Raw genomic sequence first — 24,986 nt, 5'->3', positions numbered from 1 at the left:
TATAGCCATATTAACTTAAAATACTTATAGCAAGGTTCCCGTATCCCACTGATTTTTGTTTGACTCGTGTAGAGGTAATCTTTTCTTTGAAAGAGATTGTTGTAGATATCCGCACGTTATTTCATAGGGCAATTGAGCAGTTCGGTTCCGAAACAGGGGCATTAGAGTTTTTGCCCGAGAATCGTTATAACAAAACTATGTTTCCTACAACGGGTCAATATGACTGGTTTTCGGGTCAACTGTTGTATTGCCTGATCCGATACTTGAAGCCGGACAAAATTCTGGAAATGTCTACTGCCTCAGGCTATTCAGCGATGTTCATGGCGATAGCTCTTAAGAAGAACGGCCAAGGTAAACTTGATACCTATGAATTAGACGCAAAAGCTGCAAACGCTGCCACCACATTATTCAAAGAACATCAATTGGTAGAGGTTGTCAACTTGCATGTGGGGGACGCGAGAAAGTTGTCAAAACCGGGGCAATTAGATTACGATATATATTTCCTGGATAGCCTCCATACGGAGATATTTGCACGCTGGTTCATTGAAACGCATGTAATACCCACGAACCGGAGAAACGCCTTGTTTCACATGCACGATATTTTGCCCCGTCATGCACGTGTCCGCTGCTGGAATGCACCACCAGTCGAAGGAACACCTCTGGACCCCAATTCTCGATTATCTTGGAAACAAAGGCTTAAACGGGCTATGCGTGCGTTGATAAATCCCAAGCAAGACCAGGATGATGAACAAATCCCTATCCGTGTTTATCCTCCTGCTGAAACAGGGGTACAGACCTATGATGGAAATTGCACAACTGAGGCCATACTGGGAAATGATCTGGCAGCCCTGATGAAACCGGAAGATTATGTCTTTCTCTGTGATATTGCAAACGATTATCCACAACTCTCACCCCGGAAGTATGATTCATGCGCTATTGGTCGAACAGATTGTAATAATGTCCCTATGGAGTGGAATGAGTCTTGGTGGTGTAAGGTGACCGCCCTCAAGGCAGCTTACCATTTTTTGCGATTGCGAAATCATCAGGTTTTGGAAAGCTCAAATATGCCACATCCATAATGACACGAAAAATTGTTTTTGATGGATACTTCTTCTAAGTCGGCATTTGCAATAAGATCGCCACGATCATTTACATAGGAAAAAGCATTGATTTTATATTTATCACCCAGCAAGTTTAACAGATATTCTATGGAAAAAATCCTGTGGGCATTAAATTCAATCCTTTGTTCACCAATAGGTACGGAAAAATAAAGCTTCCCCCGTTTTTTTAGCATCTTATAAATATTCTCCCAACCTAACAGGTGTCCATTATAGTCCAACCTATCTCCATATCTACCGAGGCCAAAATGTTCCAGCGCATGAAGACATGAAACTGAATCGCAGTAATCTGTTAAATTGAAATTTCTATCCATAAGATCGACACGCCTAAAGCGAATATTTTGAATATTACTATTTAACTCCCTAATATCAAAAACTTCAATTTCTCTAAACGATGCAACATGAGCAACAAAGCCGTCTATTCTTGAGCCAATATCGACGTGTTTAATTGGTTTATTTTTGAATATCTTATGAGCAACTAGCAAGTCCTGATAGAAATAGTGTCCTGATGCGATTCCGCTTTCTTTATACCTGTCCTCTAAGCAAGGATACATTTCCCCAAAGGGGAGAGCTATTTTTGTTTGTTTTGCCTGTCGTTTGATCTCATAATAATTTTTCAAAAATAGAGGCATTCCCTTCATAAAAACAAAAAATGGCACGCCTTTTATGAAAATTCTGAGACGCATGCGTTGTGACTCCCCAAATCTGGCTATGCGCTGACCGTAAGCAGGCCACATGGATACGATATCCATAGAAATAAGAAGTTAACTGACCGTACTTTACACTTTTCATACCACTACGGTGCCATTAAGACAATGAAATTTATAGGAAAGTATGATATATAAACGGAGTATTCGAGCCGTAGCTCCTCTTATTATAACTTATCAAAAAAACGGACAGTATGTACGATATAGCTTAAAGTCCCATGTATCAGTTAAGAAAACTTAAATTAAATGGGAAGGCGATTAACTCGCTCAACATAAGTATTCCTATCTTAATGGGAGTATTCCTATTCTTCAATCCCTTTCCCCACACAACTACTATAAAAGAAATTTGTTTTTATCTTTCGGCTTTCATCGTACTTCTGCTTTTGGTTTTTAAAAAGACTGCTTTTTCCTTTAAGACACCTTTATCCATCCCGTTTACATTGTTTGTTCTTTGGAGTTTCTTTGGCCTCTTTTTTGCGCTTGATAAGCCAAATAGCATCCATGATTTTTATGCACATTTACTAAAGTATCTGACTTTCTATTATCTATTGGTCAATTTTTTTAATACTAAGAAACGGCTCGGAGTTCTAATATGGATCATAATTTTATCAGCAGCGGCTTTTTCAATTTGGGCAATCACTTATTTTTACTTCTTCATGGGAAATGATATAGCAACCCAACTTGGTCTCGGTTTTACTGAAATCCCAATTAATATTATTGGCATTGTAACCTTATTTGCCATTATCCTGTCATTATACCTTTTCCGCCAACTAACAAATGGATATCGTAAAACCTTCCTCGTTATTTGCCTAATAATAACATCTCTGGCAACACTTTTAACGCAAACGCGCGGCACCTTGCTTGCTATGGTCTTTTCATTAACTATATTATCTCTGAAAAATAAAAAGGTATTGGTGGTTTTTACTGTATCTCTTTTAATCGCTATCGCGTTTTTGCCTGTAAGTCACCGTCTCACCATGGAAAATATTATAAATAAATTACGGGACGATCCTAGAACAGGAATAGCTTATAATTTTATCGAAGTTATTAAAGATTACCCAATTACTGGTATCGGTTTTGGGATGCAAACGTATGCAGATGAAAAACTTTTAGACAAATACAATGCAAGGGTGCCTACTAAATATAGGCAACCAATTACTTATAAGGCTCCTCACAACCTATTGATTGATGTGGCCGTGAGACTTGGTCTTGTGGGACTTGCGTTATATTTATATATAATATTCACGTTTGTCCGAATGGGATGGAAGAAAATTAAATATGGAAAAGACGATGTTATAAGAAGATGGGGGCTTTGTCTCATGGCTGCATTTGTTGCCGTCTTTATCCAAGGGATGTTTGAAAACATACACAGTGGCCCGCCTGCGATTGTGCTTTACGCTATTTTCGCCATGATGACTATTTTATGGCATCTGAATATGGAGTTGGATAGTCAACTAGATATCACATCGGCATCCAGTTGAGATTGTTTACGTTACTGCGCTTATTTTGAAATTGCATGATCCCGAATGTTCGCAAAATAGCCATTGTCATCCCCAAATATGGTCTGGTGGGCGGGGCGGAGGGATTTGCCGCTGAATTGACGGAAAGGATTGCTCAGGACAGACGATTTGAAGTGCATGTTTTTGCTAATAAATGGCAAAAAAACTCAGAACATATTACCTTTCATCACATTCCGGTTATTGGTCTCCCCAAATTCCTGACCACAGTCAGTTTCGCGTATTTTGCAGGCCGCAAGATATCGAGAATGGACTTTAACTTGATCCACGCCCATGACAGGATTTTTGATGCTGACATATTTACCATGCACGGTATCCCGCACCGAATCTGGGTCCGTGAAGTGCGTAAAAAACGCATGAGCCTTTTTGATTACGCAACGGCTTGGGCCGAAAAAAAAATGGTCACAAACAGAAGATGCCGGACATTTCTTGCCGTATCCAACCTGGCAAAGGGAAAATTCTTACAGGAATATCGAGAGGTTGATCCTGATAAAGTTCAGGTCATTCATCCCGGTGTTGATATCCAAAGATTTCAGACGGTTGATCGACAGCTTTGCCGCCAGAAGATAAGAAAAAAAATTGGCATGGATCTATCAGATCAGGTAATCTTATTTGTTTCTATGAATTTTGATATTAAGGGCCTTGATAAGCTTATGATGGGGTTAGCTAACTTCAAGTTGAGACACCCCTCAGAAAGGGTTAAATTACTGGTCGTAGGAAAAGGTGATGATGAGAAGTACAAAAGTTTGGCTCACAATTTAGGAATAAAAGACCAGGTCGTTTTTTCAGGGGTTGTTCAGAAAGAGCTGCTCGATCAAATTTATCCGGCCTGCGATATCTTTTCCATACTTTCGAAATTTGATACCTTTGGAATGTCCGTACTTGAGGCTATGGCGGCTTCCTTGCCGGTCATGATTAGCGGAAACGTAGGGGCAAAGGATCTAGTGAAAGAGGGGGTTAACGGATTTGTTATTGATAATACAGACAATGCAGATGAAATCGCCAGCAGAATTGTTTTGATGATGGATGAGGAAGTCAGGACCAGGATGGGCAGGGAAGCATTCAAAACAGCACTCCATAATACATGGGAGGCAATAGTGGATACGGTTTTGAAGGTATATGATGAGGAGATGTGTTAAGTGGGTTACAAAAATTTTAAACGAGAGATAAAAAAAATCTTGCCTGCTAAAGCATGGGATAGATTGTTTTGGATAATTAAAGGAAGACCTGTACCCCCTCCCCATGTAGTGAAGCAATGGATAGTAAAAAAATATGCGAATAGGTTTAGAATTAGAATTATGGTAGAAACCGGAACGTATTATGGAGATATGGTTGAGTCGATGAGAAATCACTTTACATCTATACACTCCATAGAAGTATCTGAACCTTTGTATCAAAACGCAGTTAAAAGGTTTGTGGGTCATAATCATATTTGTCTGTATCATGCTGATAGTGGATATATTTTACCGAAAATTTTAAGTAATATTAAAGAACCGGTTCTGTTTTGGCTTGATGCACATTATTCAGGTGGAGAAACTGGTAAGGGAGATTTAGACACACCGATAATGAAAGAATTGCAATACATTTTCAGCCATCCTATTAAGAACCATGTCATCTTAATTGATGATGCAAGAAGTTTCACCGGACAAAATGGTTACCCTACCTTGTCTCAACTTAAAAAGTTTGTAGGGGGAAGGTATCCAAATTCAATTTTTGATGTCAAAGACGACATAATACGGATTCACGAAGGGGCAATAGATTAACTATTTAAAACTACATGGGATGGCTGGTTATAAAAAAGTAGAAATATCTATCATCATTGTCTCTTATAACACAGTTGACCTTGTCGGAGCCTGCCTTGACTCAATTAAGGCGATCGATGGTTGCAGCAAAGAAATATTTGTTGTTGATAATGCTTCAACTGATGGAAGTGCTATTTTCATCAAAGATAATTATCCATCAGTTCATTTCATTACAAACAGCGAAAATAAGGGATTTGCTGCAGCTAATAACCAAGCACTGGAACGGTGCCAGGGACGCTACATCTTTTTCCTTAATCCAGATACAAAGATTGCGCATCCAGAGTGCTTGAAGAAGCTGATTTTATTCATGGATGGTAATCCTCATATCGGCCTTGCCGGTACGAAAGTCATCAATCCAGACGGGACGTTACAAGAATCCATATCTTACAGATATCCGGGAGAGAAATACACCACTAATGAGCTATCCGGACTAACAGGTTCTATCGCCTGTGTTTTGGGTGCAAGCATGATAGCACGTGCAGAAATAATAAAAAAAATCAGTGGGTTTGATGAAGACTTCTTTCTCTATGGCGAAGATCAGGATATGTGTCTAAGAATTCGAAAGTTAGGATATGAGATTGGTTATTGTGATTCCGCCGTTGTTGTTCATCTGGGAGGACAGAGTGAACGAAACGTTACATCATCAGATAAATGGAGAAAAAAAATTCTTGCAGAATATGTCTTTTATAAAAAGCATTATCTTCCTGAAACAATCGAGAAAATCCGTAGAGCACATTTAGTAAAAGCCTACTGGAGGATAGCAACGCTGAATCTAACGATTCCTTTTATGAAAGACAAGGCAAGGGCAAAGGAAAAACTGATCAAATATCGAGTGATTTATCATACAATAAAGAACCTTGTACATCAATTACCAAGGTAGGAAAATTATGGAATCAGCCCCTTCAAACTGCATCCTATGCAACAGTCCAAATCGATCTGTTCTGATTCAAAAGGGAGATTGGACTGCCTTCAAATGTGATAATTGCGGACTAGGTTTTCTTGATCCTCGCCCAGATCCAACAGAATTAAACCAGCTTTATAAAGAAAGTTATTTCCAAAGCCATTATGACAAGGGCTTACAAGTTAACTCTCTCGAAATGAGACGCCGTATCTCCCAGGAGGACCATCGGATCAAGTTTTTTCGTTCATTAAAAAAGAATGGCCGACTTGTCGATATCGGATGCGGCATGGGATATTTTTTGCATGCCTCCCGTATGTATGGATATGACGTAGAGGGGGTAGATATTTCTGATTATGCAGCTTCCTACATAATGGATGAACTTAAAATACCAGTACGGATAGGATCTATTGGAAAAATCGACTTTGAAGACCAATCAGTCGATATGATTACAATGTGGCATTTTTTGGAGCATACCCATAGCCCAGAGGATTACTTGAAAAAAGCCTGGGTGTGGTTAAAACCAGGTGGGCTTATGATAGTCGATGTCCCCAATTATGAAGGAACAGATGCAAAAAAGACCTGGGCTGAGTGGACAGGTTGGTCTATTCCTTACCATCTTTATCATTTTACCCCGAAAACGTTAAAAGGCATATTATTAAAGCATGGTTTTAGAACCATCCGTACAAAGAATTATCATTCGGAGTATATCAAAAACAAGCTGGAGCAGATTCCGGGTATAAGTCTCTTTGCCCGATTAATTGCAAAAGGGTTTTCCGGTAATAGTTATGCCGTGGTCGCACGAAAGGAGTGAATGATTTTAGGAAGAGTTTTATGAAGAAGATTTGTCAGTTGGACCGCATGATAGCAAGTCAAATATTCCGATTCGACAGACTCGTGTTAAAGGATATCGATAACACAACGGTATTTAAAGTATTCGGGCACGAGGCATTAGACCAAGAAACATGCCTCTTTCATCAGAACGTATCATATGGTGATCATTATTTGGATATGTTACACAAGCTGATTGAGCAGGGCGTGTTGCACAAGAAGGGGGTCCCTGTTGTACGCTTTGCCGATGGTGAGTATGCCTTTTACAATTATACACTGGGTTGTAACGGCCTTTATCAACAGGCAGAGTCTGTTTGGGCTATCAAAAAGGCAATGCCTTCACATCTCGAGGCGCTGAAAACGCTTGCTGGATTGGGAAAGTTTGCCCCTTTAATTTTCCCGGAGAATATGCATCAAGAAACAAAAGGATTTCTCTCCTTCTTACGTAATTCCAAACAAGGTAGTTCAGCCTCAACATTCGTGAATTTTCTCTACCAGAACCACATTGAACTGACTGGTGACAATTATCTGCCGTTTTATGTAGTTTATGCCTATCTAACATCCGAGGATTTTGCCCGTCTTGTTAATCGTAAAAAAGTATGTATCCTGAGTTCGGAATGCAATATGGACTCGTGCATCCAATGGTTTGAGCGATTTTCCAGCTGTCCGGAAATTGTCTTTACAGAACTTCCTGATTCCTATGTCGCAACACGGTGGCCTGAGATGAAGAAAAATATTTTAAGGCGGATACCATCAGATACTAATATATGTCTTGTTGGGGCAGGTGTTGGCGCCCTTTTAGTATGTGTTGATGTCGCTCAACGGTTTGCCATACCAGCCATTGATGCCGGGCATGTCTTGAATATGATGAATAGTCGAGAAGATAAGTCAAGGGGACCGAGGCTTTATACCATAAGAAAACCCGGGAGTTCAGATGATCGTGAACGATCCGTTTAAGAAATATAGAAAGCAATTCAGGGCCTGGAAAAACAAAAGGAGGTTGGAACGGGAACTCGACCATTATAATTCGATATTTGCATCACGCCATCTCACCATACCTGATGATCGGGCTATCCGGCATACCATAAAACAGAAAATTCCCCGTTTAAAAGCAAAACGAAGGGGTGAACTGCACATCCTTGCCATTTATCATCATTATAACTGGGAGAACGAATCCCTGAAGCCTGCCCTTGCAAAGTTCGGCACTGTTCGACATTATGACTGGTTTGATGAGTTCAACCATCAACAAAAGGACTGGCACAAATCGGTAAAAGCAGCTATGAACGAGGATCTCGTCAATCGCATAGGACGGTGGGTCAAAGAAGATAATATCGATGTGATTTTTACTTATCTTTCCGGGGAACTGGTAACACCGGAGACCATGCAGGCACTAAGGGCCTTTGGCGTTCCCATGCTTAATCTCGCCCTGAATGACAAGGAACATTTTGTGGGAAAAATCAGACAGGATCAGGCCATGGGTTCCCGGGACATTTGCCGTTATTTCGACCTTTGCTGGACAAGCACCGAGGATGCGCTGAAAAAGTATTGTGTGGAAGGGGCTCTTCCAGTTTATCTGCCGGAAGGCGCTAACCCTGAGATTCACAGGCCATGTGACGTAGATAAAACCATTGATGTGTCCTTCGTAGGGCAATGTTATGGAAACCGTCCAGCAGTCATTGAGAGGCTTAAAGAGCAAGGCATCAAGGTTGAACCTTACGGCTATGGTTGGCCGAATGGCCCGCTATCCACGGAAGACATGGTGCGTATGTATTCAAGAAGCAAGATAAACCTCGGGTTTGGCGGAGTAGTGGGGCACAAGGATACCTACTGCCTCAAGGGCAGAGATTTTGAGATTCCCATGAGCGGTGGATTATATCTGACTGAGTATAATCGGGAACTGGAACAATTCTATGATCTGGGCACGGATATTGTGACATATACCGGCCTTGAAGATCTTGTTTCAAAAATTCAAGACCTTCTTTCCAATCCTGAAAAGGCCGAGGCCATAAGAAAGAGCGGGTATCGGCGCGCCCACCGCGAACATACCTGGGAGATGAGGTTCGAGCGGATATTTAGGTTAATGGGGCTGATTTGAACATGCACATATATTGCTTCCCGGTGTGGATATATGGTATGTTACCCGTCAAGACTTAATATAACGTTCAAAGTTAGGTTAGAGATATGACAGGCCTTGATAAAGAAAAATTGAAGGAAGCTGTTAACCGTTTTCACGCCGTAAAAATCATGGTTATCGGCGATGTCATGATGGACGAATTTATATGGGGCAAGGTATCCCGCATCTCTCCTGAGGCCCCGATACCGGTGGTTGATGTAAGGGATGAGTCCCGGATGCTGGGAGGGGCGGGAAACGTAGTGCACAATATCTGCTCGCTCAGCGCAAAGGCATCTCTTTGTGCGGTCGTGGGCAGGGATGAGATGGGACGCCGCGTGGTCAGGGAATTACGGAAACTCGGCTGTACTACTGAGGGCATCGTGGTCGAGGAATTGAGGCCGACTACGGTCAAGACACGTATCGTAGCCCATGGACAGCAGGTAGTGCGTTTTGACCGGGAGAACCGGGAAAAAATATCAAAAGAGAGTATCAAGAAAATCTTATACTGTGTCCGCGACAACCTTGCCGATATCTCTGCCGTTATAATTTCAGACTACGCCAAGGGAGTGATCTGTCCAAAGTTGATGGATGGCTTAAGGGCCCTTCTGTCCAAAAATAAGGTTATCTGGGCCGTGGATCCCAAGGTGCGGGATGTGCGCCTCTTCAAGGGTGTGACTATTTTTACCCCAAACCAGCTTGAGGCGGAAAGCATAACGGGTATCAGGATTGATTCAGACGAATCACTAACCCGGGCCGGGGAAAAACTAAAGAAGCTGGTCCAATGCAAGGCCGCCCTTGTTACCCGTGGAGAGGCCGGCATGGCGCTTATCGAGAAAGGGCAGGGGATGTATTTCATCCCCACGGTGGCCAAAGAGGTTTATGATGTCACGGGGGCCGGGGACACGGTGATTGCTACTATGACCATGGGACTTGCTGCCGGCCTTACCCCGCGCGAGGCAGCCACCCTGGCTAATTTTGCCGCCGGCATCGTGGTAGGGAAAATTGGCACGGCTACTGTACGGGCGGTGGAATTGATAAATGCCATTACTAACCTGTAATTATAGACGATGTCACTGGTCATTAGTCATCGGTCATTGGTTGAGCCTGAAAGACTGATCTCTTTTACCAGCGACAAATGACTATTGACTAATGACATTCACGATATTTGCCGCTGGAAACGCTGAGATAAAAAGATAAAAACTTTGCGTCCGTTGCGGTGAAATAAGATAATATGAGCAAGCCAAAACCTTCCCCTCCAGCCAAACTTTTGGTGAGCATTATAGCTAAGGACGAAGCCCTGATTAATGAGACTATAAAGGCCTTGGCCGACCGATGGGGCGATGTGGACTTCATAAGCGAAGTTTTGCCTTTTGATCAGACGGATTATTATAACACAGAGCTGGGCGCTCCTCTTGTGCGGCGGTTTGCCGCCGTTGAAAAGCTGATAGACCCTTATCTCCTGCCAGACCTTAAACATGAGACCAATGCCGCGGAGATGGAAGGGGCCTTGGAAGGCAGGCGACAGGTAAATATTGATCCGGGGTACATAGTGGCCGAAAGGTTGATTCTGGCCACGGGTAAGAACTATACCCATCGTATTTACCTGGGCAAGGGGATTTATGCTGATCTCACCCTCATCTACAGTAAGGGCGGGTTTCAGACCCTGCCCTGGACATATCCGGATTATGCCAGTCAGAAGGTGAGGACGATCATGGAACAGATCCGGCGAAAATATCTTTTTCAGTTAAAATAGCTCTCAGCAATCAGCGGTCAGCTATCAGAAAACAAAAGTCAAAGTCTGGGAGTCAAATAAAGCTGACTGCTGAACGCTGAAAGCTGATAGCAAGGAGTAAACAGTGCTTAAAAGTATGACGGCCTTTGGTCGGGCCAATGGTGAACTACCGTGTGGACTACTGACTATCGAAATGAAGTCGGTAAACCATAGATATTTAGATATCAGTTTACGGCTCCCCAAAAAATATACACCCCTAGAAGAACGAATCAAGAAAAAGATAGCCTCACAATTTTCCCGGGGCAGAATAGAAATTATGCTCCAGGTTAATGGCGACGCAACAAGGATACAAAACCTCGAGTTGGACATGGGATTGGCTGCTGCCTATCACAAGATTCTAGGCCGCCTGAAGGAACAATTCGACCTTAAGGGGGAGATAGAACTCTCCCTTATGGCTTCCCTTAAGGATCTTATTTTGATAAAAGAGGAAGAGATAGACCTGGAAAAAGATTGGAAGATTATGGAACCAATCCTTGTCGAAGGCATGAGTTCTATGGAACAAATGAGGATAGAGGAGGGTAGGGCGCTTTATGCCGATCTTATAAAACGACTTGACCTCCTTTCTTCTTTGGTTAATGATATACAGAATCGCGTCCCTGAGGTAATAAAGTTGTACAGGGATAAGCTGCAGGAGAGAATTAAGACACTTTTAGAGGATATAGAGGCTGACCCAATGCGTCTTGCCCAGGAGGTAGCCATTATGGCGGACCGTTCTGACGTTACCGAGGAGCTGGTCCGCATAAGAAGTCATTTCGATCAATTCAGGGGATTAACGGATACCGATGGAGCTATAGGCAGAAAACTTGATTTCCTTATCCAGGAAATGCACCGTGAGGCCAATACCATAGGTTCAAAGGCCGGAGGAGATACGTTTATTTCCCACAAGGTTGTGGATATCAAGTGTGAACTGGAAAAGATGCGGGAACAGGTGCAAAATGTAGAGTAGCTATCAGCCATCAGCTTTTAGCTTGCTGATAGCTAATTTTATGTAAGGGAGTCATTAAAAAGTGAGTAAGACTATGGATTCAAGATTGCTCAACATAGGTTTTGGCAATTCCGTGGTGATGGACAGGATAATTGCTATTGTCAACCCAAGTTCAGCGCCGATGAAGAGATTAAAGGAAGAGGCCAAAGGAAGTAAGCTGCTGATTGATGCTACCCAGGGTAGGAGGACGCGTTCTATTATCGTTACGGACAGCAACCATATTATCCTCTCCGCAATCCAGGCCGAGACTATTGCCCAGCGTTTTACGAGTGATATTTACAAGGAAGAAGAGGTGAAAGAAAAATAGTGCCGGGAAAAGGTAGTTTGTTCGTAATTTCTGCGCCTTCCGGGGCCGGAAAGACCACGGTATGCCATCGGGTCCTGGAGTCTATACCGGATCTGGCCTATTCTATCTCACATACCACACGTCCGCCGCGTTACGGCGAAAAGGACGGGGTTGATTATTTCTTTGTCTCCGAAGATGAATTTCTTCGCATGAGGGAACGCAAAGATTTTCTGGAGTGGGCCCTTGTACATAACAACTACTATGGCACGGCTAAAAGACAGATAAATGACTGCCTGGGATCAGGGAAAGACATCCTGCTGGACATAGATGTCCAGGGCGCAAGACAGGTGCGGGATCAACTATCTGAGGCCATACTCATATTTATCTTGCCCCCCTCCTGGGAGGTTTTGGAGGAACGGCTCAGGAAAAGACAGAGTGATGACGAAGAGGCCTTAAAACTGCGTATGGCCAATGCCCGCAGCGAGGTAAGGGCTGTTCGGGAATATGATTACGTTATCATAAATGATGACCTGGACGAGGCAGTTCGTAATTTTACAGCTATAGTCCAGGCCGAACGTTGCCGCCGCTCCCGCGTCGTTCCTTCACTCAACTGGTTGTCAATCAGCGTATAGCGTTTAGCGAATAGCGGGTAGATGATGCCTGATCTGATATGGGGAATACACCCGGTCCAAGAAAAGCTCAAAAACAATCCGGAATTAGTCCAAAAGATCCTGGTTAAGTACGGCGGTCAGGGAAAGGCCAGGCAGGCCATCATAGAACTGGCCCGTTCGCTGTCAGTTAGCGTACAGTTTGAGAAGGAAGAGGTACTGGAACACATTGTCGGCCATAGCCATCATCAGGGTATAGTCGCATATATTCAAGAAATTAGTTACAAAACCTTAGAAGATATATTAAGTTATGCCGCTCCTGCGACATACGGGCTGATAATGGTGTTGGACGGGATAGTTGATCCCCAGAACCTTGGCTCATTAATAAGAAGCGGACACGCTGCCGGGGTTCAAGGCATTGTAATTCCTAAGGACCGGTCTGCACAGGTCACCGGGACAGTAGAAAAGGTGGCCGCCGGCGCGCTCACTTATGTGCCTGTGGCCAGGGTTACAAATATTGTGAGGGCGCTTGAAAGATTAAAAGAGGCCGGATATTGGGTTATCGGCACAGATGCCGGGGCCGATAAGACGATTTATGAGACGGATCTTAAAACTAATGTGGCCTTAGTTATCGGCAGCGAGGCAAAAGGCATGCGTCCTTTGGTCAGAAGGCATTGTGATCTAATGGTCTCTATCCCCATGTCAGGGAAGGTCTCTTCCCTTAATGCCGCGGTGGCCGGAGCCGTGATTCTCTTTGAGATAGTGCGGCAACGAACAGCTCATGGCTGATAGCTGAAAGCTGAAGGCTCAATGACAAGGAGACTTGAATGAGAACAAAGAAGTTTTGGTTTTCCCTGGTTGCAGTAATGATGCTGATTTGTGTCGCTTGCAGCACTCCCGAGGAAAAAAAGGCCAAACATTATAAAAAGGGCATGGAGTTGGTTAAGGAAAATAAGCTGGATGAGGCTATTATTGAATTTAAGAACGCCCTCCAGATCGATCCCAAATATGTGGATGGGCACTATCAATTAGGCCTTGCTCAACTCAAAAAGGGGAATCTAAGGGGTGCGTTTGGAGAACTAAACCGAACGGTGGAACTTAATCCTGAGCTTTACGATGCCCAGATTAAACTTGGGAATTTATACATGTTAGGCCGAAAACTGCCGGAGGCAAAGGAAAAGGCCGCCTTAGTCCTAAAAAAGGAGCCTGACAATATTGACGCCCTCTATCTGTCAGGCAACATTCTATTGGCAGAAGGTAAACCTGACGAAACTATTGCCACCCTGAATAAAATTATTGCTCTCGATCCTAAACAGTCCCCGGCCTACATATTACTGGCCAGGATTTATGCAAGGCAGAAGAAATTAGATCTCGCGGAGGAATACCTTAAAAAGGCAATGGCGGCAGATGAAAAAGCGCCTGGCCCCCGGCTCACACTGGCTGATTTTTATGCCCATACCGGACGGATTGACCAGGCAGAAGCCGAATTGAAAAAAATTATCTCCTTAAATCCCAAGAAGGCAGACTATTACATTATACTAGGCAATTTCTATATGGCAACACGCAGGCCGGCAGAGGCTGAGGGTACCTTTAAAAAGGCCGCCCAGATCGATCCCAAGGACCCGAAACCTTTTATGGTCCTGGGACAATATTATGCCTTACAGAATAAATTTGAACCGGCCCTTGCCGGTTTCAAGAAGGCTTCAGAGGCAAAACCGGACAATCTGAATATCAAAAATGCCATAGCCACGCTCTATTATGATTTCGGAAAGATAAAAGAGGCCGAAAAAAAACTAGAAGACATCCTTGACGAAAACGAAAAGAACATCCCGGCCCGGATACTTAAGGGCCGGATTTATCTCAAGAAGAGAGATTTTACCAATGCCTTGACCGAATTTGATGGGATTCTTAAAGAGGAGCCGCGTCTTCAGGACGTCCGCTATTATAAGGCCTTAGCCCATATAGGAAAAGGTGAAACGCAACTGGCCAAAAACAGCCTAGTCGAGGTCGTTAAGCAGTCGCCGGGCCTTACAAAGGCAAGATTGCTACTGGCCGAGATATATCTGGGAGAACGGGCCGTTGATGCTGCGCAAAGGGAATTGCAGGAAGCGATCAAGATTCAGCCGGGAAATCTCCAGGCCAGGCTCCTCCTAGGAGACAGTTATATGGGGCAAAAGAAGGTCAAGGAGGCGCAAACGGAATATCAGGAGGCCAAGAAAATAGCTCCCAGGTCACCGGCAGGTTATTATCGTCTGGGTATAGCTTACCGTGTGATGGGCCAGAATAATCCGGCGTTAAATGAGTTTGAAGACGCCTTAAAGTTAAATCCCCATCTTATTGATGCCTTGAACCAGGTGGTTTCTATTCACGTGGCGGGGAGAGATCTAAAAAAGGCCATAACCCGGTCGGAAGAACAACTTAAACGTTCCCCCAACAATCCTTTTATCTATAACCTGCTCGGCAATCTCCACCTGGCGGATCAGAAGGTTGATCTTGCGGAAGTAAACTACAAGAAGGCGATTAGTATCAGTCCTGACTTTGTCTCTCCGTATATGGCCCTGGGGAGGCTTTATGCAGCCACAAAACGCACAGATAAGGCCATGGCAGAGTTTCAGGAGGCTATAAAAAGGAATCCAAAGGCTATAACCGCCCGCATGAGTCTGGGGGTCTTATATGAATCCCGGGGTAAATATGACGCTGCCCAGAAAGAATATCGGGAAATCTTAAAAATCAATCCGAAATTTGCACCGGCGGCAAATAACCTGGCCTGTAACCTGGCGGAACATGGCGGAAACATAGATGAAGCCCTTACCCTGGCCCAAATGGCCAAAGAGCAGAACCCTGAAGACCCGGGCATCGCTGATACTCTGGGATGGATCTACTATAAGAAAAACGTTGTTGATAGGGCTATAAGAGAGTTTGAAGATGCCATTAAGAAGATTCCTAATCATCCTACCATCCATTATCACTTAGGCATGGCCTATCTGAAGAAAGGAAATAAGGCCCGGGCCAAAGCAGAACTAAATCGGGCACTAAGTATAAGTCGCGCCTTCCTGGAGGCTAGAGAGGCGGAAAAGGCCCTTCTAAGTACAAAATAAGAAGGTCAAAGCTCAATCAAATTTGGAAATCAGGAACTCAGGGAAGTGCAAACCCAAATAAAGAGGGTCTATCTTTTCCTGATTTTCTGAGTTCCAGATTAATAGCCTTTTCTGAGTGTAGGTAGGAAGGTTTCAAGCACCTAACGTGTTATAATAGGGGTTTTTGGGGATTCTGGAACGCATGTTACGATGCCGGTAGTGCCAAGCGTACCTTCTACGTGAAACTTGGCTTGAGTAAACTGTTCAACAACACGGATATTGGTCATGAGGTGCAGGGTTATTTCTGCGGTAAATATTTTGCTTTTCCCATCTGCCATGGCCATATAGGGAATGAGCTGATCGGCCAGGTGTCTATCTACGGCCGCCTGACTATCCAGAAAGGAGAGGAATAAATCGGCAGTCTCATCGGCTACTTCTTCCGCCCGTTTCCCTCTGGCCCCTAAGGCCGAAAAACCGGCAAAGGAATCGCCTCCCCGAACCCTTAAGAACACAAAAGTTCCCTGACCAATTGAAGGCGCCGCAATCTCTTCACAGGATACTGTTGTCCCCTCAGTGGCACGCTGTGGCGTATCTTTGAAAATTCTCTTTAACAATTGTCTCTTCTGCCGGGTTACGATGTGTTCCGGAAGATTAGAAGCTGCTGATATTGCGGTCACCTCTTCCGGTTGCAGATTGTCGGTTTTAGATATACCCTTCAGCCGGGTAACCGGCTTTATGGAGAAATGGACAATACCTTCGCCCATAGGATACCAACCCCATCGTTCAAGATGGGAATCCACCACCATGCCCATTCCCTCTATGGTGGGGATAAATACCCCGGCCAGGTAGTGAAAGGGTGGACTCCAAGGCACATGAGTGCCGCCTTTTATGGTCACATCGGAAGGCTCGCCTGCAAAAGCTAATGGAAGTGATATGGTTTGAAAAACCAGAGAGACAGATCCGGCGCTTCCTCTTTCTTCGGACACATCAAAGAGATACTTGCCGCCTTTTAGTGTAACAGGCCGAAAGGCAAGGGTAGTTGAACCGATGGTAGCGCCGTCAACTGCTGCCTGGCTGATCTCCCTTGCTGCCCTTACACCGGCCAGATGCTGCGGGCGCAGACCGGGATTTTTTCTGTTAGCGCGGATGTTATAGATGCGGAAGGGCTTCTGGAGGAGACAGGATAGACTTAGAGCGGTCCGTAATATCTGCCCGCCTCCCTCTCCATAGGAGCCATCGATTTCGATCATAGGTCATGTCTCAGCGATCAGCTTTCAGCTATGAACCTGAGCTATGAGCCATGCCCCATCACTCTTCTTCTGACTGCTGACTATCGACTTGGGACTAATGACTCCTGGGACTGCCTTTTAATCTTCAGAAACCGGGATACGTAGAGAAAATATGGTGTTGCTATATTGTTCCTGGACGGATAGGTCAAAATTGTATTTTTTTCTTAAAAGATTAAGAAGACATAGCAGAAAATCGTTTTGTGGTGCTTGTTTTGAGGCCGTACCCGAATGTTTTATATCCAGACAAATCATATTATTTTCAAATCCGGTGGAAATAAAAAGCTCCTTTTTATCAGAAAGGTTCATGGCCTTGATGCAATAGTCTAAGAGATTGAAAATAAGTTGTGAAAAATCGATATAAGCCCCCCATATAAAGGGAAGGTCTTTTGCCAGGGCCAACTTTTTGTTAATTTCATACCTGAATTTCTGGTTTGCTTCCAGGAACATAATCTCGTTCATAATAATATCGTTCAGATTAAGAAGCCGGGGCATCGTGTCCTGCTCTTTCTTTATCCTGGCCATGAAATTACGACATAGATCAGAGAGGATTTGTACATTATGACCGATCATCCTCAGACCTTCTATATACTTATCAAGTTTATCTATCCCCTGGGCGCTATGAGAAGAATCTGCCAAGTTATTTTTACCGGCCTGCATCTCGAGATTTAACAGTTCAAGTCGGCCTTGTATGGAAGAAAGGGGATTAACCATATTATTCAATAACCCTTTTATTATTAACCCGACGGAAGAATGTCTGGATTGTTCAATAAGGACTGATTCAAGCTCTTTTTCCCGTAAGGACCATTGCCTTTCCTTTGAAACGTCCTGGATTACGATTATTATACCTGAAACAGCTCCACTAGTCTCAATAACAGGCCTTAGTTCTAAGTCTAGATAGTGATTATTTGATTCTTTTAGAGGTGGTTCATAAGCAACATTTTTAATTCTATAGCTCTTACCACCCAAGACTTCCTGCAATATGTCTTTAAATGTCTTTTCCTGATACCGTAAATTAAATAGCTTATTCACCTCCCAGATGGGTCGGCCGATTACTTTTTGCTTTTCCGGTATGAATGCAGCACATTGCTTTGGATTGTAATTTCTGATTACAAATTCCTCGTCTAATATAATAACCCCATTATTTACCGAGTTAATGACGTGGTTATTCAGATTTTTGAGTTGTTGAATCTCAGGGTAAAATGGATGCCGGGCATAATCAACAAATGCCGCCAGGTTATTATCCATATATTGTGAGACCAATTCTATGGGCATTACAAAGGAGACAGGTTTTTCAAATTTAACGCCCATACCGGATTCATGATTGGGTTGACGATCAATGACCCAGCGTACGTCGCCTTTGACTCTGACTAACTGGTCCGTTTCCGGAATGGTAAAATTCAGATTTATGGCGGTTCCAACGTCCGGTAGTTCTTCCGATAAAATAAACGCCCCGTTTTGATGAATATCTAAGGCAATACTGTCTTCAAAATCTCTGCCGGCAACACGGTGACGGACGGGAAGCCGTAACGGGATACGAAAATGTCTTCTTCTTTCACCATCTAAGTGCATATTAACACCACTTTCTTTAAGTCCGGACTAAACTTAACATAAGAGTGCCGGTGACATAACTATTTTGAACGCTTCCAATATTGAGCAAAAAAGGTGCCAGAACTTTTATAGGCCATAGACAATTAATAACTGTTGGATATTATGAATGATTTAATTATATGTGTAAATACCGGACAGAAACGTTTAAGACGTAAATGGAAATAGTGGTAACTTATTGTGGAAATTTTTTCTCCTGGTAGTGGAAATATTTTTCTCATCTGCAAGTCTTATAGTGAATACTACCTCATTTTCTTTCCTTGTCTAAATCGGGTGGTTTTTTTATGTCCGCCTCCTTTATTTTATAGAGCAGGGCCTTATAACTGATCTTAAGATGTCGTGCGGCCAGCTTCTTATTCCAGTTCGTTCTCTTCAAAACCTCCTCTATCACCTCTTTTTCGATCTTCAGGAGGGCCTGTTTTTTAATTTCTTTAAGGGAAGGAAGGGAAATAATCCTCTCTTTTTCTTCACCCAGATCTATTAACTTCTCCAGAACATCCCGGGATATTTTTTCTTTTGCTTTTACATCCGGCGTGGCTATGGACATATCTCTTCTTGTGGGCGCCGCGTGGATTTTATCGAGGATTTCTTCCTTTAATTGTTCCCAATCATTCAGGACCAGGAGTCTTTTTATGTAGTTTTCCATTTCTCGCACATTTCCAGGCCAGTGGTAACTGGAAAAGATATCTAGTACTTCTTTATCCAGAACGAAATCAGGATTAAACTGCTCACCATAGCGTGAGAGGAAATGCTCAAATAAAATGGGTATATCTTCCTTTCTGTCGCGGAGAGGAGGCACCAGGATTTTTATGATATTTAAACGATAAAAAAGGTCTTCTCTAAAAAGACCTCGCTTAACCTCGTTTTCCAAGTCGTGGTTGGTTGCTGAGACTATCCAGGTATTCACCTTGACATCCTTTTTGCCGCCAATTCTCGAAAATTCGCCATCCTGAAGTACCTGCAATAATTTTGATTGCAATGTTAACGGCATATCTCCAATTTCGTCTAAGAATATGGTGCCGTCATTTGCCTGTTCAAATTTACCAGGTTTCAGTCCGTCAGCCCCGGTAAAGGCGCCCTTTTCATAGCCAAACAATTCACTTTCCAGGAGCTCGGAGGGAAGGGCGGCACAATTGACCTTAACAAATGGGAAATCCTTGCGGTGAGACTGGAAATGCAAAGACCGGGCAACTAATTCCTTGCCGACACCGCTTTCTCCGTAAATTACAACCGTCAGATCGGTATCGACTATTTGCTTAATAAGTTCTTTTATTCTTGTAATTGGCTCACTTTCACCAACTATCATATCCATAATATCCATACTGGATGCCGTCTCCATGTCTTATACTATATCTTATTTTATCGACTAAAAGGAATTTTTTTTAAAAAAAGTGGAAAAAATTTTCTTATAAAACGGAAAAAATTTTCCATGGTTTAAATAGAATTAATTAATTAACGTAATATCAAATACTTTAACATGAATTATAATGTATAACATTATATATATTTGATATTATATTGATTTTATGGATAATAATAATATGTGATTATCTGTCAGTTGGAGGTCTTATTACTCCGGCAACAAAATACTCGATGCCGTCATTCCCGCGAAAACCGTCCAGGTCCGACCCTGCCCATGGTCCGCTGGAGGCAGGGCGGGAATCCAGCAAGGAACTGGATGCCGGATAAAGCCTGTCCTCAACTTGACCGGGGATCCGGCATGACATTTTTCATGTACTTAACTGCCGGAGCAATATAGAAATAAGAAGAGTTTTGCATACCCTGCGTAATGTCGGATAAGATATATTATGTCAACTTTTATAGAATGAAATACTTCTTGCAAGGTCATCTTACTCGAATAACCTAAAAATTTCGTTGGGTATATCTTTTAACGGCGTCACAATATCTACTCCGCCGGATCTTATGGCCTCTTTAGGCATGCCAAAGACGACACAGCTCTTTTCATCCTGGGCTATCGTTTTTGCTCCAGCCTGTTTCATCTCTAACATACCCCTTGCCCCATCTGCCCCCATGCCAGTTAAGATTACGCCTATGGCATTACTTCCCACATATTGCGCAACTGAACTAAAAAGCACGTCCACAGACGGCCTTTGATGGCATACCAGTGGCCCTTGCTTGACCGTGACGTAATACCGTGCCCCGCTGCGCCTTAAAAACATGTGGTAGTTTCCCGGAGCGATCAGCGCGGTGCCGTTTATTACCGAATCGCCGTCTTTGGCCTCCCTTACTTGAATCTGGCAAATGTCGTTTAAGCGATTGGCAAAGGCGGTGGTAAAATTTGCCGGCATGTGCTGGACAATGACTATACCGGGTATATTGGGCGGCATCTGGATAAGAACCTCTTTTATGGCCTCCGTCCCGCCCGTAGAGGCCCCAATGGCTATAACCTTGTTTGTAGTCTCCGCAAGGGCTAAAGACGGATGCGGGACTGCCGAGGTTGCCTGGCAACTCTCTTTGGTGGAGGCCGCGCGCTGGTTTACCTTAATGTGGGCCGCAGCCCTTATCTTATCAAGGAGTTGAACCGTCATATCAGCGACGCTGTAAGCGGAGCCGGGCTTGGCAATGACCTCTACTGCCCCTGTATCAATGGCCTCTAAAGCCAATTTGCCGCCGGCAGACGTAAGCGAGCTTACGATTATGACCGGTAGCGGATAGTACTTCATGAGCTTACCCAGGAAAGTCAGTCCGTCCATGCGGGGCATTTCAATATCCAGGGTGATTACATCCGGCTTCAGGTTAACTATCTTATCCCGGGCCACATAAGGATCTGGCGCCGTTCCGACGACTTCAATATCCGGTTCTTTAGATAATTCTTCAGAAAATATCTTTCGGACAATGGCCGAGTCATCGACTATCAATACCTTTATCTTGGATGTGTTCATAATCTTGTAACTCCGGAATATTAACCGCAGGTAAAGAGAATGACTATTATTCCCCAATCGGTCTCAAAATATATGCGCTCCACACCTGAATCCTTGACAAAGGGAGAGATGTCCCCGACTAATTCAGCAGTGGGCGTGGTTAATCGTTGGGTTCCTTCTTTATTGGTTTTATTCAGGATATTGCCCAGGACCATGTTTGCTATTTCTTTAGTCGTATCAATAAGTTCTTCTTTACTAACACTTTTATCTTCTTCCTTGCGAAGAAGGGTTTCGGTCAGGCTGCCGATCATCTTTTCGGGAATAAAGATATCCAGGACCCTCTTCCGGTCCTCGCCTTTTACCCCGATTTTACCATGAAAATAAGGGCCGGGGAGTGACGTAACCTGGCCCATTTCGTCTTCGCCTATGGGATCAACGAAGGTAAAAAACATGGTTTCAAACACCTCTTGAACCACAACGGTTAAAATATTTCTATATGTAGGATTCATCGGGTCTTCTCCATAATCTCTTCGAGTTTTTCCTTGATTACCTCAGGCATAAACGGCTTCTGGATATACCCCTTAACCCCCAAAGACATGGCTTCATCTATACAGGCCTGGGAGCCTTCGGTGGTTATCATAACTACCGGGATGTTTTTATAGATCTCATGCCCTCTCATCTTTTTTACAAAGGTGAGGCCATCCATCTCCGGCATATTAATATCACTTAGAACCAGGTCTATCCACTGCCCATTAAGGACTTCGAGCGCTTCTTTTCCATTGCCGGCCTCAAAAAAGGTCCCGACATCGAAGCCGGAAATCGAGATGACCTTGCGTATAACGCTGCGCATGGCCATAGAGTCATCGACTATTAAGATATTAAAGGCCATAAGAAGCCGCCTCCCTGCCCGCCGTCAGGCAGGCATTTATTGAGTTAACATTTGAGCAGGTCTTCCGCCTTCTGGAGTTCATGCCATAGTTCAACCATACATGATTCGAGATGTCTTTCTTTCAGACCTAATTTTTTCATGACAGCATCTTTCCCATAGTCAGCGAGGCCATAACCCGTGCCGATACCCATCATGATAGTCATCAGATTACAGAGATGAACGATGCAGGAGATGTAATTCTCCGCATCAGGCGTATGATGTTGGGCAATCGCTTCTACCAGGGCGCCGGGGAAATTCCATTCCTCAGCGATTCGTCCCCCTAATTCGGCGTGATCAATCCCGATAACCTCTTTTTCTGCCTGCAAAAAGGGATATTGCTGTTCTTTAACCAACCTGATTATTTGATCATATTCTGTCTTGACGTAAGTGCTGAGTATCACCTTGCCGATATCGTGAAGGAGGGCGGCGTTAAATAAGAAAGGATCTTCGGGTAAGCCTGTTTTTCGCACCAATATCTGAGAAAGAAGGGCGCAGGCCACAGAATGTTTCCAGAGCTCGCCTTTTTCCAGGTTATAACCCAGGCCGACTTTTTTATAATATTTACTGCTGTTGTCTGTCATAATAATCTCGTGTAATTTTTTATGGCCGAGCAAGACCAGGGCCTCCTGCAAAGAACTGATCTTTCTCTTCAGGCCGAAGTATGCAGAATTGCATAATTTCAATATATTAGCCGTCATAGCCTGATCAAGCTGTACAACCTTGACCAGATCCTGAACATTGCTTTTAGGGTCATGTAGTAAGGAAAATACCTTTTGAGCTACTTCCGGAAGTGGCGGCAATTCCTTGATATCTTTAGTAATGGTCCTGATATCTTTCATAGTTCTATCTCTCCGCTGTCCGATACCTTGAGATAGACGCGCCCCGTGCCTATCTCAAGGCGCATAGTGCGGTTGACATTACCACCTATGTCTTCTTTGCTTATAAGAACGTCATTTTTCCAAAAGATCTTGCGAAGGGCCATGTAGTTACGTTTGCCGATATTGAAAAAGCCGCTGGCATCCATAACCTGCCCCCCCCCGGCTATTTTAATTATCATGCGTTTCTTATCAGCGCCGTATTTATATGCCTCTTTGAAAAGCAAGGGCACGCCTGTATCTGCAAACATGCACGGATTTTTTTCTGCCTTATCAGGGGCTATCTTTGATTCCGGAAGCATTAGATGAAGCAATCCCCCCACCTTGACTACAGGATCATAAATGGACACGCCGATGCAGGACCCCAGGGAGTAAGTAATTAAAATAGCCGATGGGTCCTTGCTTACGCACATATCTGCAATACCGACGACGAGTTTGCTGGCCACAACCGATCCTTTTTCTATTTTTTCTGATAGACAGTCGGACGCGCATATTTAAAGGCATGCTTTATACCCGTCAGGCTTTCTGAGTGCCCGATAAAAAGGTAGCCTCCTTCACCTAGCGCCGAATAAAAACCGTTTACTACTTTTTCCTGTGTGTTCTTATCGAAATAGATCATCACATTACGGCAAAAAATTATGTCCATAGGTTCCTTACATGGACATGGTTCCATGAGGTTATATCTCATAAACTGGATGCAGTTCCTGACCACAGGCTTAACCTGGACGTATCCCTGCCACCGGCCCTGTCCTTTTTGGAAGTATTTTTTCAGGATATTAATATCAATATCTTTGCATCGTTCTTCCGGGTATATCCCCTGCTCGGCTGTAGTTAAGACCCTTGTAGATATATCGGTTGCCAATATTTTTAGGTTCAACGCCGGGGTAATTGCCGTATGTTCTAAAATAGTTATTGCAAGAGAATAAGGCTCCTCGCCCGATGAACAACCGGCGCTCCAGATTTTTATCCTTCCGCCCCTTTTTTTATCTGCAAGCAGGCTTGGCAGCGCCTCATCTGCCAGGAATTGAAAGTGCTTGGATTCACGAAAAAAACTGGTCAGGTTGGTGGACACGCTATCCAGCAGCCGAACCAGTTCCTCCCCACTCTTATCCTGCAACACGTAATCATAATATTCCTGAAAACTCTGAAAATTAGAGCTTCTCAGCCTTTTGGCCAGCCTAGCGCGCAGTAATTCCTTCTTGCCTGTGTGGAGGTTAATGCCGGACTTAGTATAGACGAGCTTACTGAAGAGTTCGAATTCGTTATCGGTAAGGTCGTCGAACATCAGATTACTTGAATATCTTGCTTATCTTTTCTTCCAGAACTTCGGCCGTAAATGGCTTGACAATATAGTTACTGGCCCCAGTCTTAACCGCCTCCACGATATTCTGTTGCTGTGCCTCGGCAGTGACCATCATTACGGGGATGTCCTTTAATGCGGCATCCGCCTTGATTGCCTTAAGCAGATCAAGACCGGTCATAACCGGCATGTTCCAGTCGGTTATTACGAAGTCAAATTTTTCCTTTTTCAAGACCTCAAGCGCCTCTTGACCGTTTTCGGCCTCGCCTACATTTTCGAATCCCAGTTGTTTCAGAATGTTTTTTACTATACGGCGCATGGTGTTAAAGTCATCAACCACCAATATTCTCATATTCTTATCTGCTGGCATAAG

The 24,986-nt window shown here is 43.7% G+C and carries 26 protein-coding genes; 15 read left to right on the top strand and 11 right to left on the bottom strand.

The features are described 5' to 3' along the window. Positions 1-86: 86 nt before the first annotated feature. Complete coding sequence (locus PHT49_07985) at positions 87-1,079, top strand: class I SAM-dependent methyltransferase (protein MDD5451815.1); 993 nt, start codon at positions 87-89, stop codon at positions 1,077-1,079. On the opposite strand, the gene PHT49_07980 is transcribed toward PHT49_07985, so the two are convergent. Further along, on the bottom strand, positions 1,043-1,870 hold the full coding sequence (locus tag PHT49_07980; protein ID MDD5451814.1) for a DUF268 domain-containing protein: 828 nt from the start codon (positions 1,868-1,870) through the stop codon (positions 1,043-1,045). The two genes, PHT49_07985 and PHT49_07980, sit on opposite strands and share 37 nt — an antisense overlap. A gap of 173 nt (positions 1,871-2,043) precedes the next feature. Between PHT49_07980 and PHT49_07975 the strand changes: the two genes are divergently transcribed. The 14 genes from PHT49_07975 to PHT49_07910 all read left to right on the top strand — a co-directional run bounded on the left by PHT49_07975 (position 2,044) and on the right by PHT49_07910 (position 15,755). After that, positions 2,044-3,306, top strand: coding sequence for an O-antigen ligase family protein (locus PHT49_07975; GenBank protein ID MDD5451813.1), 1,263 nt, complete (start codon positions 2,044-2,046; stop codon positions 3,304-3,306). Between the two features lie 35 nt (positions 3,307-3,341). After that, positions 3,342-4,481: a glycosyltransferase family 4 protein gene (locus PHT49_07970; protein MDD5451812.1), complete on the top strand. Its 1,140-nt coding sequence runs from the start codon at positions 3,342-3,344 to the stop codon at positions 4,479-4,481. Then, positions 4,482-5,105, top strand: coding sequence for a hypothetical protein (locus PHT49_07965; protein ID MDD5451811.1), 624 nt, complete (start codon positions 4,482-4,484; stop codon positions 5,103-5,105). 19 nt (positions 5,106-5,124) lie between these two features. Then, a complete protein-coding gene (locus PHT49_07960) occupies positions 5,125-6,024 on the top strand; it encodes a glycosyltransferase family 2 protein (GenBank protein MDD5451810.1) in 900 nt (299 codons plus the stop codon). A 7-nt stretch (positions 6,025-6,031) separates the two neighbouring features. Next, a complete protein-coding gene (locus PHT49_07955) occupies positions 6,032-6,856 on the top strand; it encodes a class I SAM-dependent methyltransferase (protein ID MDD5451809.1) in 825 nt (274 codons plus the stop codon). A 20-nt stretch (positions 6,857-6,876) separates the two neighbouring features. Next, complete coding sequence (locus PHT49_07950) at positions 6,877-7,830, top strand: hypothetical protein (protein ID MDD5451808.1); 954 nt, start codon at positions 6,877-6,879, stop codon at positions 7,828-7,830. Beyond that, positions 7,808-8,968, top strand: coding sequence for a glycosyltransferase (locus tag PHT49_07945; protein MDD5451807.1), 1,161 nt, complete (start codon positions 7,808-7,810; stop codon positions 8,966-8,968). The genes PHT49_07950 and PHT49_07945 overlap by 23 nt, the downstream gene beginning before the upstream one ends. 86 nt (positions 8,969-9,054) lie before the next feature. Beyond that, positions 9,055-10,044 (top strand): D-glycero-beta-D-manno-heptose-7-phosphate kinase, encoded by a 990-nt coding sequence (gene rfaE1, locus PHT49_07940; protein ID MDD5451806.1) that lies wholly within the window; start codon positions 9,055-9,057, stop codon positions 10,042-10,044. Positions 10,045-10,217: 173 nt separating this feature from the next. Then, a complete protein-coding gene (locus PHT49_07935) occupies positions 10,218-10,739 on the top strand; it encodes a DUF4416 family protein (GenBank protein MDD5451805.1) in 522 nt (173 codons plus the stop codon). A 103-nt stretch (positions 10,740-10,842) separates the two neighbouring features. After that, entirely contained in the window at positions 10,843-11,724 is an 882-nt protein-coding gene (locus tag PHT49_07930; protein ID MDD5451804.1) for a YicC family protein, read from the top strand. Positions 11,725-11,797: 73 nt separating this feature from the next. Then, positions 11,798-12,070 (top strand): DUF370 domain-containing protein, encoded by a 273-nt coding sequence (locus PHT49_07925; protein ID MDD5451803.1) that lies wholly within the window; start codon positions 11,798-11,800, stop codon positions 12,068-12,070. Positions 12,071-12,087: 17 nt separating this feature from the next. Continuing rightward, a complete protein-coding gene (gene gmk, locus PHT49_07920; protein MDD5451802.1) occupies positions 12,088-12,681 on the top strand; it encodes a guanylate kinase in 594 nt (197 codons plus the stop codon). A 24-nt stretch (positions 12,682-12,705) separates the two neighbouring features. Beyond that, positions 12,706-13,446 (top strand): 23S rRNA (guanosine(2251)-2'-O)-methyltransferase RlmB, encoded by a 741-nt coding sequence (gene rlmB, locus PHT49_07915; GenBank protein MDD5451801.1) that lies wholly within the window; start codon positions 12,706-12,708, stop codon positions 13,444-13,446. 38 nt (positions 13,447-13,484) lie between these two features. Beyond that, positions 13,485-15,755, top strand: coding sequence for a tetratricopeptide repeat protein (locus PHT49_07910; protein ID MDD5451800.1), 2,271 nt, complete (start codon positions 13,485-13,487; stop codon positions 15,753-15,755). A gap of 140 nt (positions 15,756-15,895) precedes the next feature. Here the strand turns inward: PHT49_07910 and rtcA are convergent, their stop codons facing one another. The 10 genes from rtcA to PHT49_07860 form a co-directional block, all read right to left on the bottom strand. Beyond that, a complete protein-coding gene (gene rtcA / locus PHT49_07905; protein ID MDD5451799.1) occupies positions 15,896-16,984 on the bottom strand; it encodes an RNA 3'-terminal phosphate cyclase in 1,089 nt (362 codons plus the stop codon). Between the two features lie 117 nt (positions 16,985-17,101). Continuing rightward, positions 17,102-18,592 carry a PilZ domain-containing protein gene (locus PHT49_07900; GenBank protein MDD5451798.1) on the bottom strand — a complete coding sequence of 497 codons (1,491 nt, stop codon included), beginning with the start codon at positions 18,590-18,592 and terminating at the stop codon, positions 17,102-17,104. Positions 18,593-18,875: 283 nt separating this feature from the next. Next, positions 18,876-19,949, bottom strand: a complete 1,074-nt coding sequence (locus PHT49_07895; GenBank protein MDD5451797.1) for a sigma-54 dependent transcriptional regulator — start codon at positions 19,947-19,949, stop codon at positions 18,876-18,878. A gap of 529 nt (positions 19,950-20,478) precedes the next feature. Continuing rightward, positions 20,479-21,531, bottom strand: coding sequence for a chemotaxis response regulator protein-glutamate methylesterase (locus tag PHT49_07890; GenBank protein MDD5451796.1), 1,053 nt, complete (start codon positions 21,529-21,531; stop codon positions 20,479-20,481). Between the two features lie 20 nt (positions 21,532-21,551). Further along, entirely contained in the window at positions 21,552-22,019 is a 468-nt protein-coding gene (locus tag PHT49_07885) for a hypothetical protein (protein MDD5451795.1), read from the bottom strand. After that, a complete protein-coding gene (locus PHT49_07880; protein ID MDD5451794.1) occupies positions 22,016-22,399 on the bottom strand; it encodes a response regulator in 384 nt (127 codons plus the stop codon). The genes PHT49_07885 and PHT49_07880 overlap by 4 nt, the downstream gene beginning before the upstream one ends. Positions 22,400-22,443: 44 nt before the next feature. Beyond that, on the bottom strand, positions 22,444-23,277 hold the full coding sequence (locus tag PHT49_07875; GenBank protein MDD5451793.1) for an HDOD domain-containing protein: 834 nt from the start codon (positions 23,275-23,277) through the stop codon (positions 22,444-22,446). Beyond that, positions 23,274-23,759, bottom strand: coding sequence for a chemotaxis protein CheD (locus PHT49_07870; protein ID MDD5451792.1), 486 nt, complete (start codon positions 23,757-23,759; stop codon positions 23,274-23,276). Before PHT49_07870 ends, PHT49_07875 begins: the two co-directional genes overlap by 4 nt. Before the next feature lie 14 nt (positions 23,760-23,773). Further along, a complete protein-coding gene (locus PHT49_07865; protein MDD5451791.1) occupies positions 23,774-24,598 on the bottom strand; it encodes a protein-glutamate O-methyltransferase in 825 nt (274 codons plus the stop codon). A gap of 4 nt (positions 24,599-24,602) precedes the next feature. After that, a complete protein-coding gene (locus PHT49_07860; GenBank protein MDD5451790.1) occupies positions 24,603-24,983 on the bottom strand; it encodes a chemotaxis response regulator CheY in 381 nt (126 codons plus the stop codon). Positions 24,984-24,986 lie beyond the last annotated feature (3 nt).

Source organism: Desulfovibrionales bacterium (assembly GCA_028715605.1).
Taxonomy (GTDB): domain Bacteria; phylum Desulfobacterota; class QYQD01; order QYQD01; family QYQD01; genus QYQD01.
The sequence above is the reverse complement of the archived record's forward strand: the minus strand, read 5'-3'. Positions and strand labels throughout refer to the sequence as shown.

What these genes read in the sequence shown, in the direction of transcription:
- PHT49_07980 (MDD5451814.1), bottom strand. Translation starts at nt 1,870, where the DNA reads ATGGATATCGTATCCATGTGGCCTGCTTACGGTCAGCGCATAGCCAGA.
- PHT49_07975 (MDD5451813.1), top strand. Translation starts at nt 2,044, where the DNA reads ATGTATCAGTTAAGAAAACTTAAATTAAATGGGAAGGCGATTAACTCG.
- PHT49_07970 (MDD5451812.1), top strand. Translation starts at nt 3,342, where the DNA reads ATGATCCCGAATGTTCGCAAAATAGCCATTGTCATCCCCAAATATGGT.
- PHT49_07960 (MDD5451810.1), top strand. Translation starts at nt 5,125, where the DNA reads ATGGCTGGTTATAAAAAAGTAGAAATATCTATCATCATTGTCTCTTAT.
- PHT49_07955 (MDD5451809.1), top strand. Translation starts at nt 6,032, where the DNA reads ATGGAATCAGCCCCTTCAAACTGCATCCTATGCAACAGTCCAAATCGA.
- PHT49_07950 (MDD5451808.1), top strand. Translation starts at nt 6,877, where the DNA reads ATGAAGAAGATTTGTCAGTTGGACCGCATGATAGCAAGTCAAATATTC.
- PHT49_07945 (MDD5451807.1), top strand. Translation starts at nt 7,808, where the DNA reads ATGATCGTGAACGATCCGTTTAAGAAATATAGAAAGCAATTCAGGGCC.
- rfaE1 (MDD5451806.1), top strand. Translation starts at nt 9,055, where the DNA reads ATGACAGGCCTTGATAAAGAAAAATTGAAGGAAGCTGTTAACCGTTTT.
- PHT49_07935 (MDD5451805.1), top strand. Translation starts at nt 10,218, where the DNA reads ATGAGCAAGCCAAAACCTTCCCCTCCAGCCAAACTTTTGGTGAGCATT.
- PHT49_07925 (MDD5451803.1), top strand. Translation starts at nt 11,798, where the DNA reads ATGGATTCAAGATTGCTCAACATAGGTTTTGGCAATTCCGTGGTGATG.
- rlmB (MDD5451801.1), top strand. Translation starts at nt 12,706, where the DNA reads ATGCCTGATCTGATATGGGGAATACACCCGGTCCAAGAAAAGCTCAAA.
- PHT49_07910 (MDD5451800.1), top strand. Translation starts at nt 13,485, where the DNA reads ATGAGAACAAAGAAGTTTTGGTTTTCCCTGGTTGCAGTAATGATGCTG.
- rtcA (MDD5451799.1), bottom strand. Translation starts at nt 16,984, where the DNA reads ATGATCGAAATCGATGGCTCCTATGGAGAGGGAGGCGGGCAGATATTA.
- PHT49_07900 (MDD5451798.1), bottom strand. Translation starts at nt 18,592, where the DNA reads ATGCACTTAGATGGTGAAAGAAGAAGACATTTTCGTATCCCGTTACGG.
- PHT49_07895 (MDD5451797.1), bottom strand. Translation starts at nt 19,949, where the DNA reads ATGGATATTATGGATATGATAGTTGGTGAAAGTGAGCCAATTACAAGA.
- PHT49_07890 (MDD5451796.1), bottom strand. Translation starts at nt 21,531, where the DNA reads ATGAACACATCCAAGATAAAGGTATTGATAGTCGATGACTCGGCCATT.
- PHT49_07885 (MDD5451795.1), bottom strand. Translation starts at nt 22,019, where the DNA reads ATGAATCCTACATATAGAAATATTTTAACCGTTGTGGTTCAAGAGGTG.
- PHT49_07880 (MDD5451794.1), bottom strand. Translation starts at nt 22,399, where the DNA reads ATGGCCTTTAATATCTTAATAGTCGATGACTCTATGGCCATGCGCAGC.
- PHT49_07875 (MDD5451793.1), bottom strand. Translation starts at nt 23,277, where the DNA reads ATGAAAGATATCAGGACCATTACTAAAGATATCAAGGAATTGCCGCCA.
- PHT49_07865 (MDD5451791.1), bottom strand. Translation starts at nt 24,598, where the DNA reads ATGTTCGACGACCTTACCGATAACGAATTCGAACTCTTCAGTAAGCTC.
- PHT49_07860 (MDD5451790.1), bottom strand. Translation starts at nt 24,983, where the DNA reads ATGCCAGCAGATAAGAATATGAGAATATTGGTGGTTGATGACTTTAAC.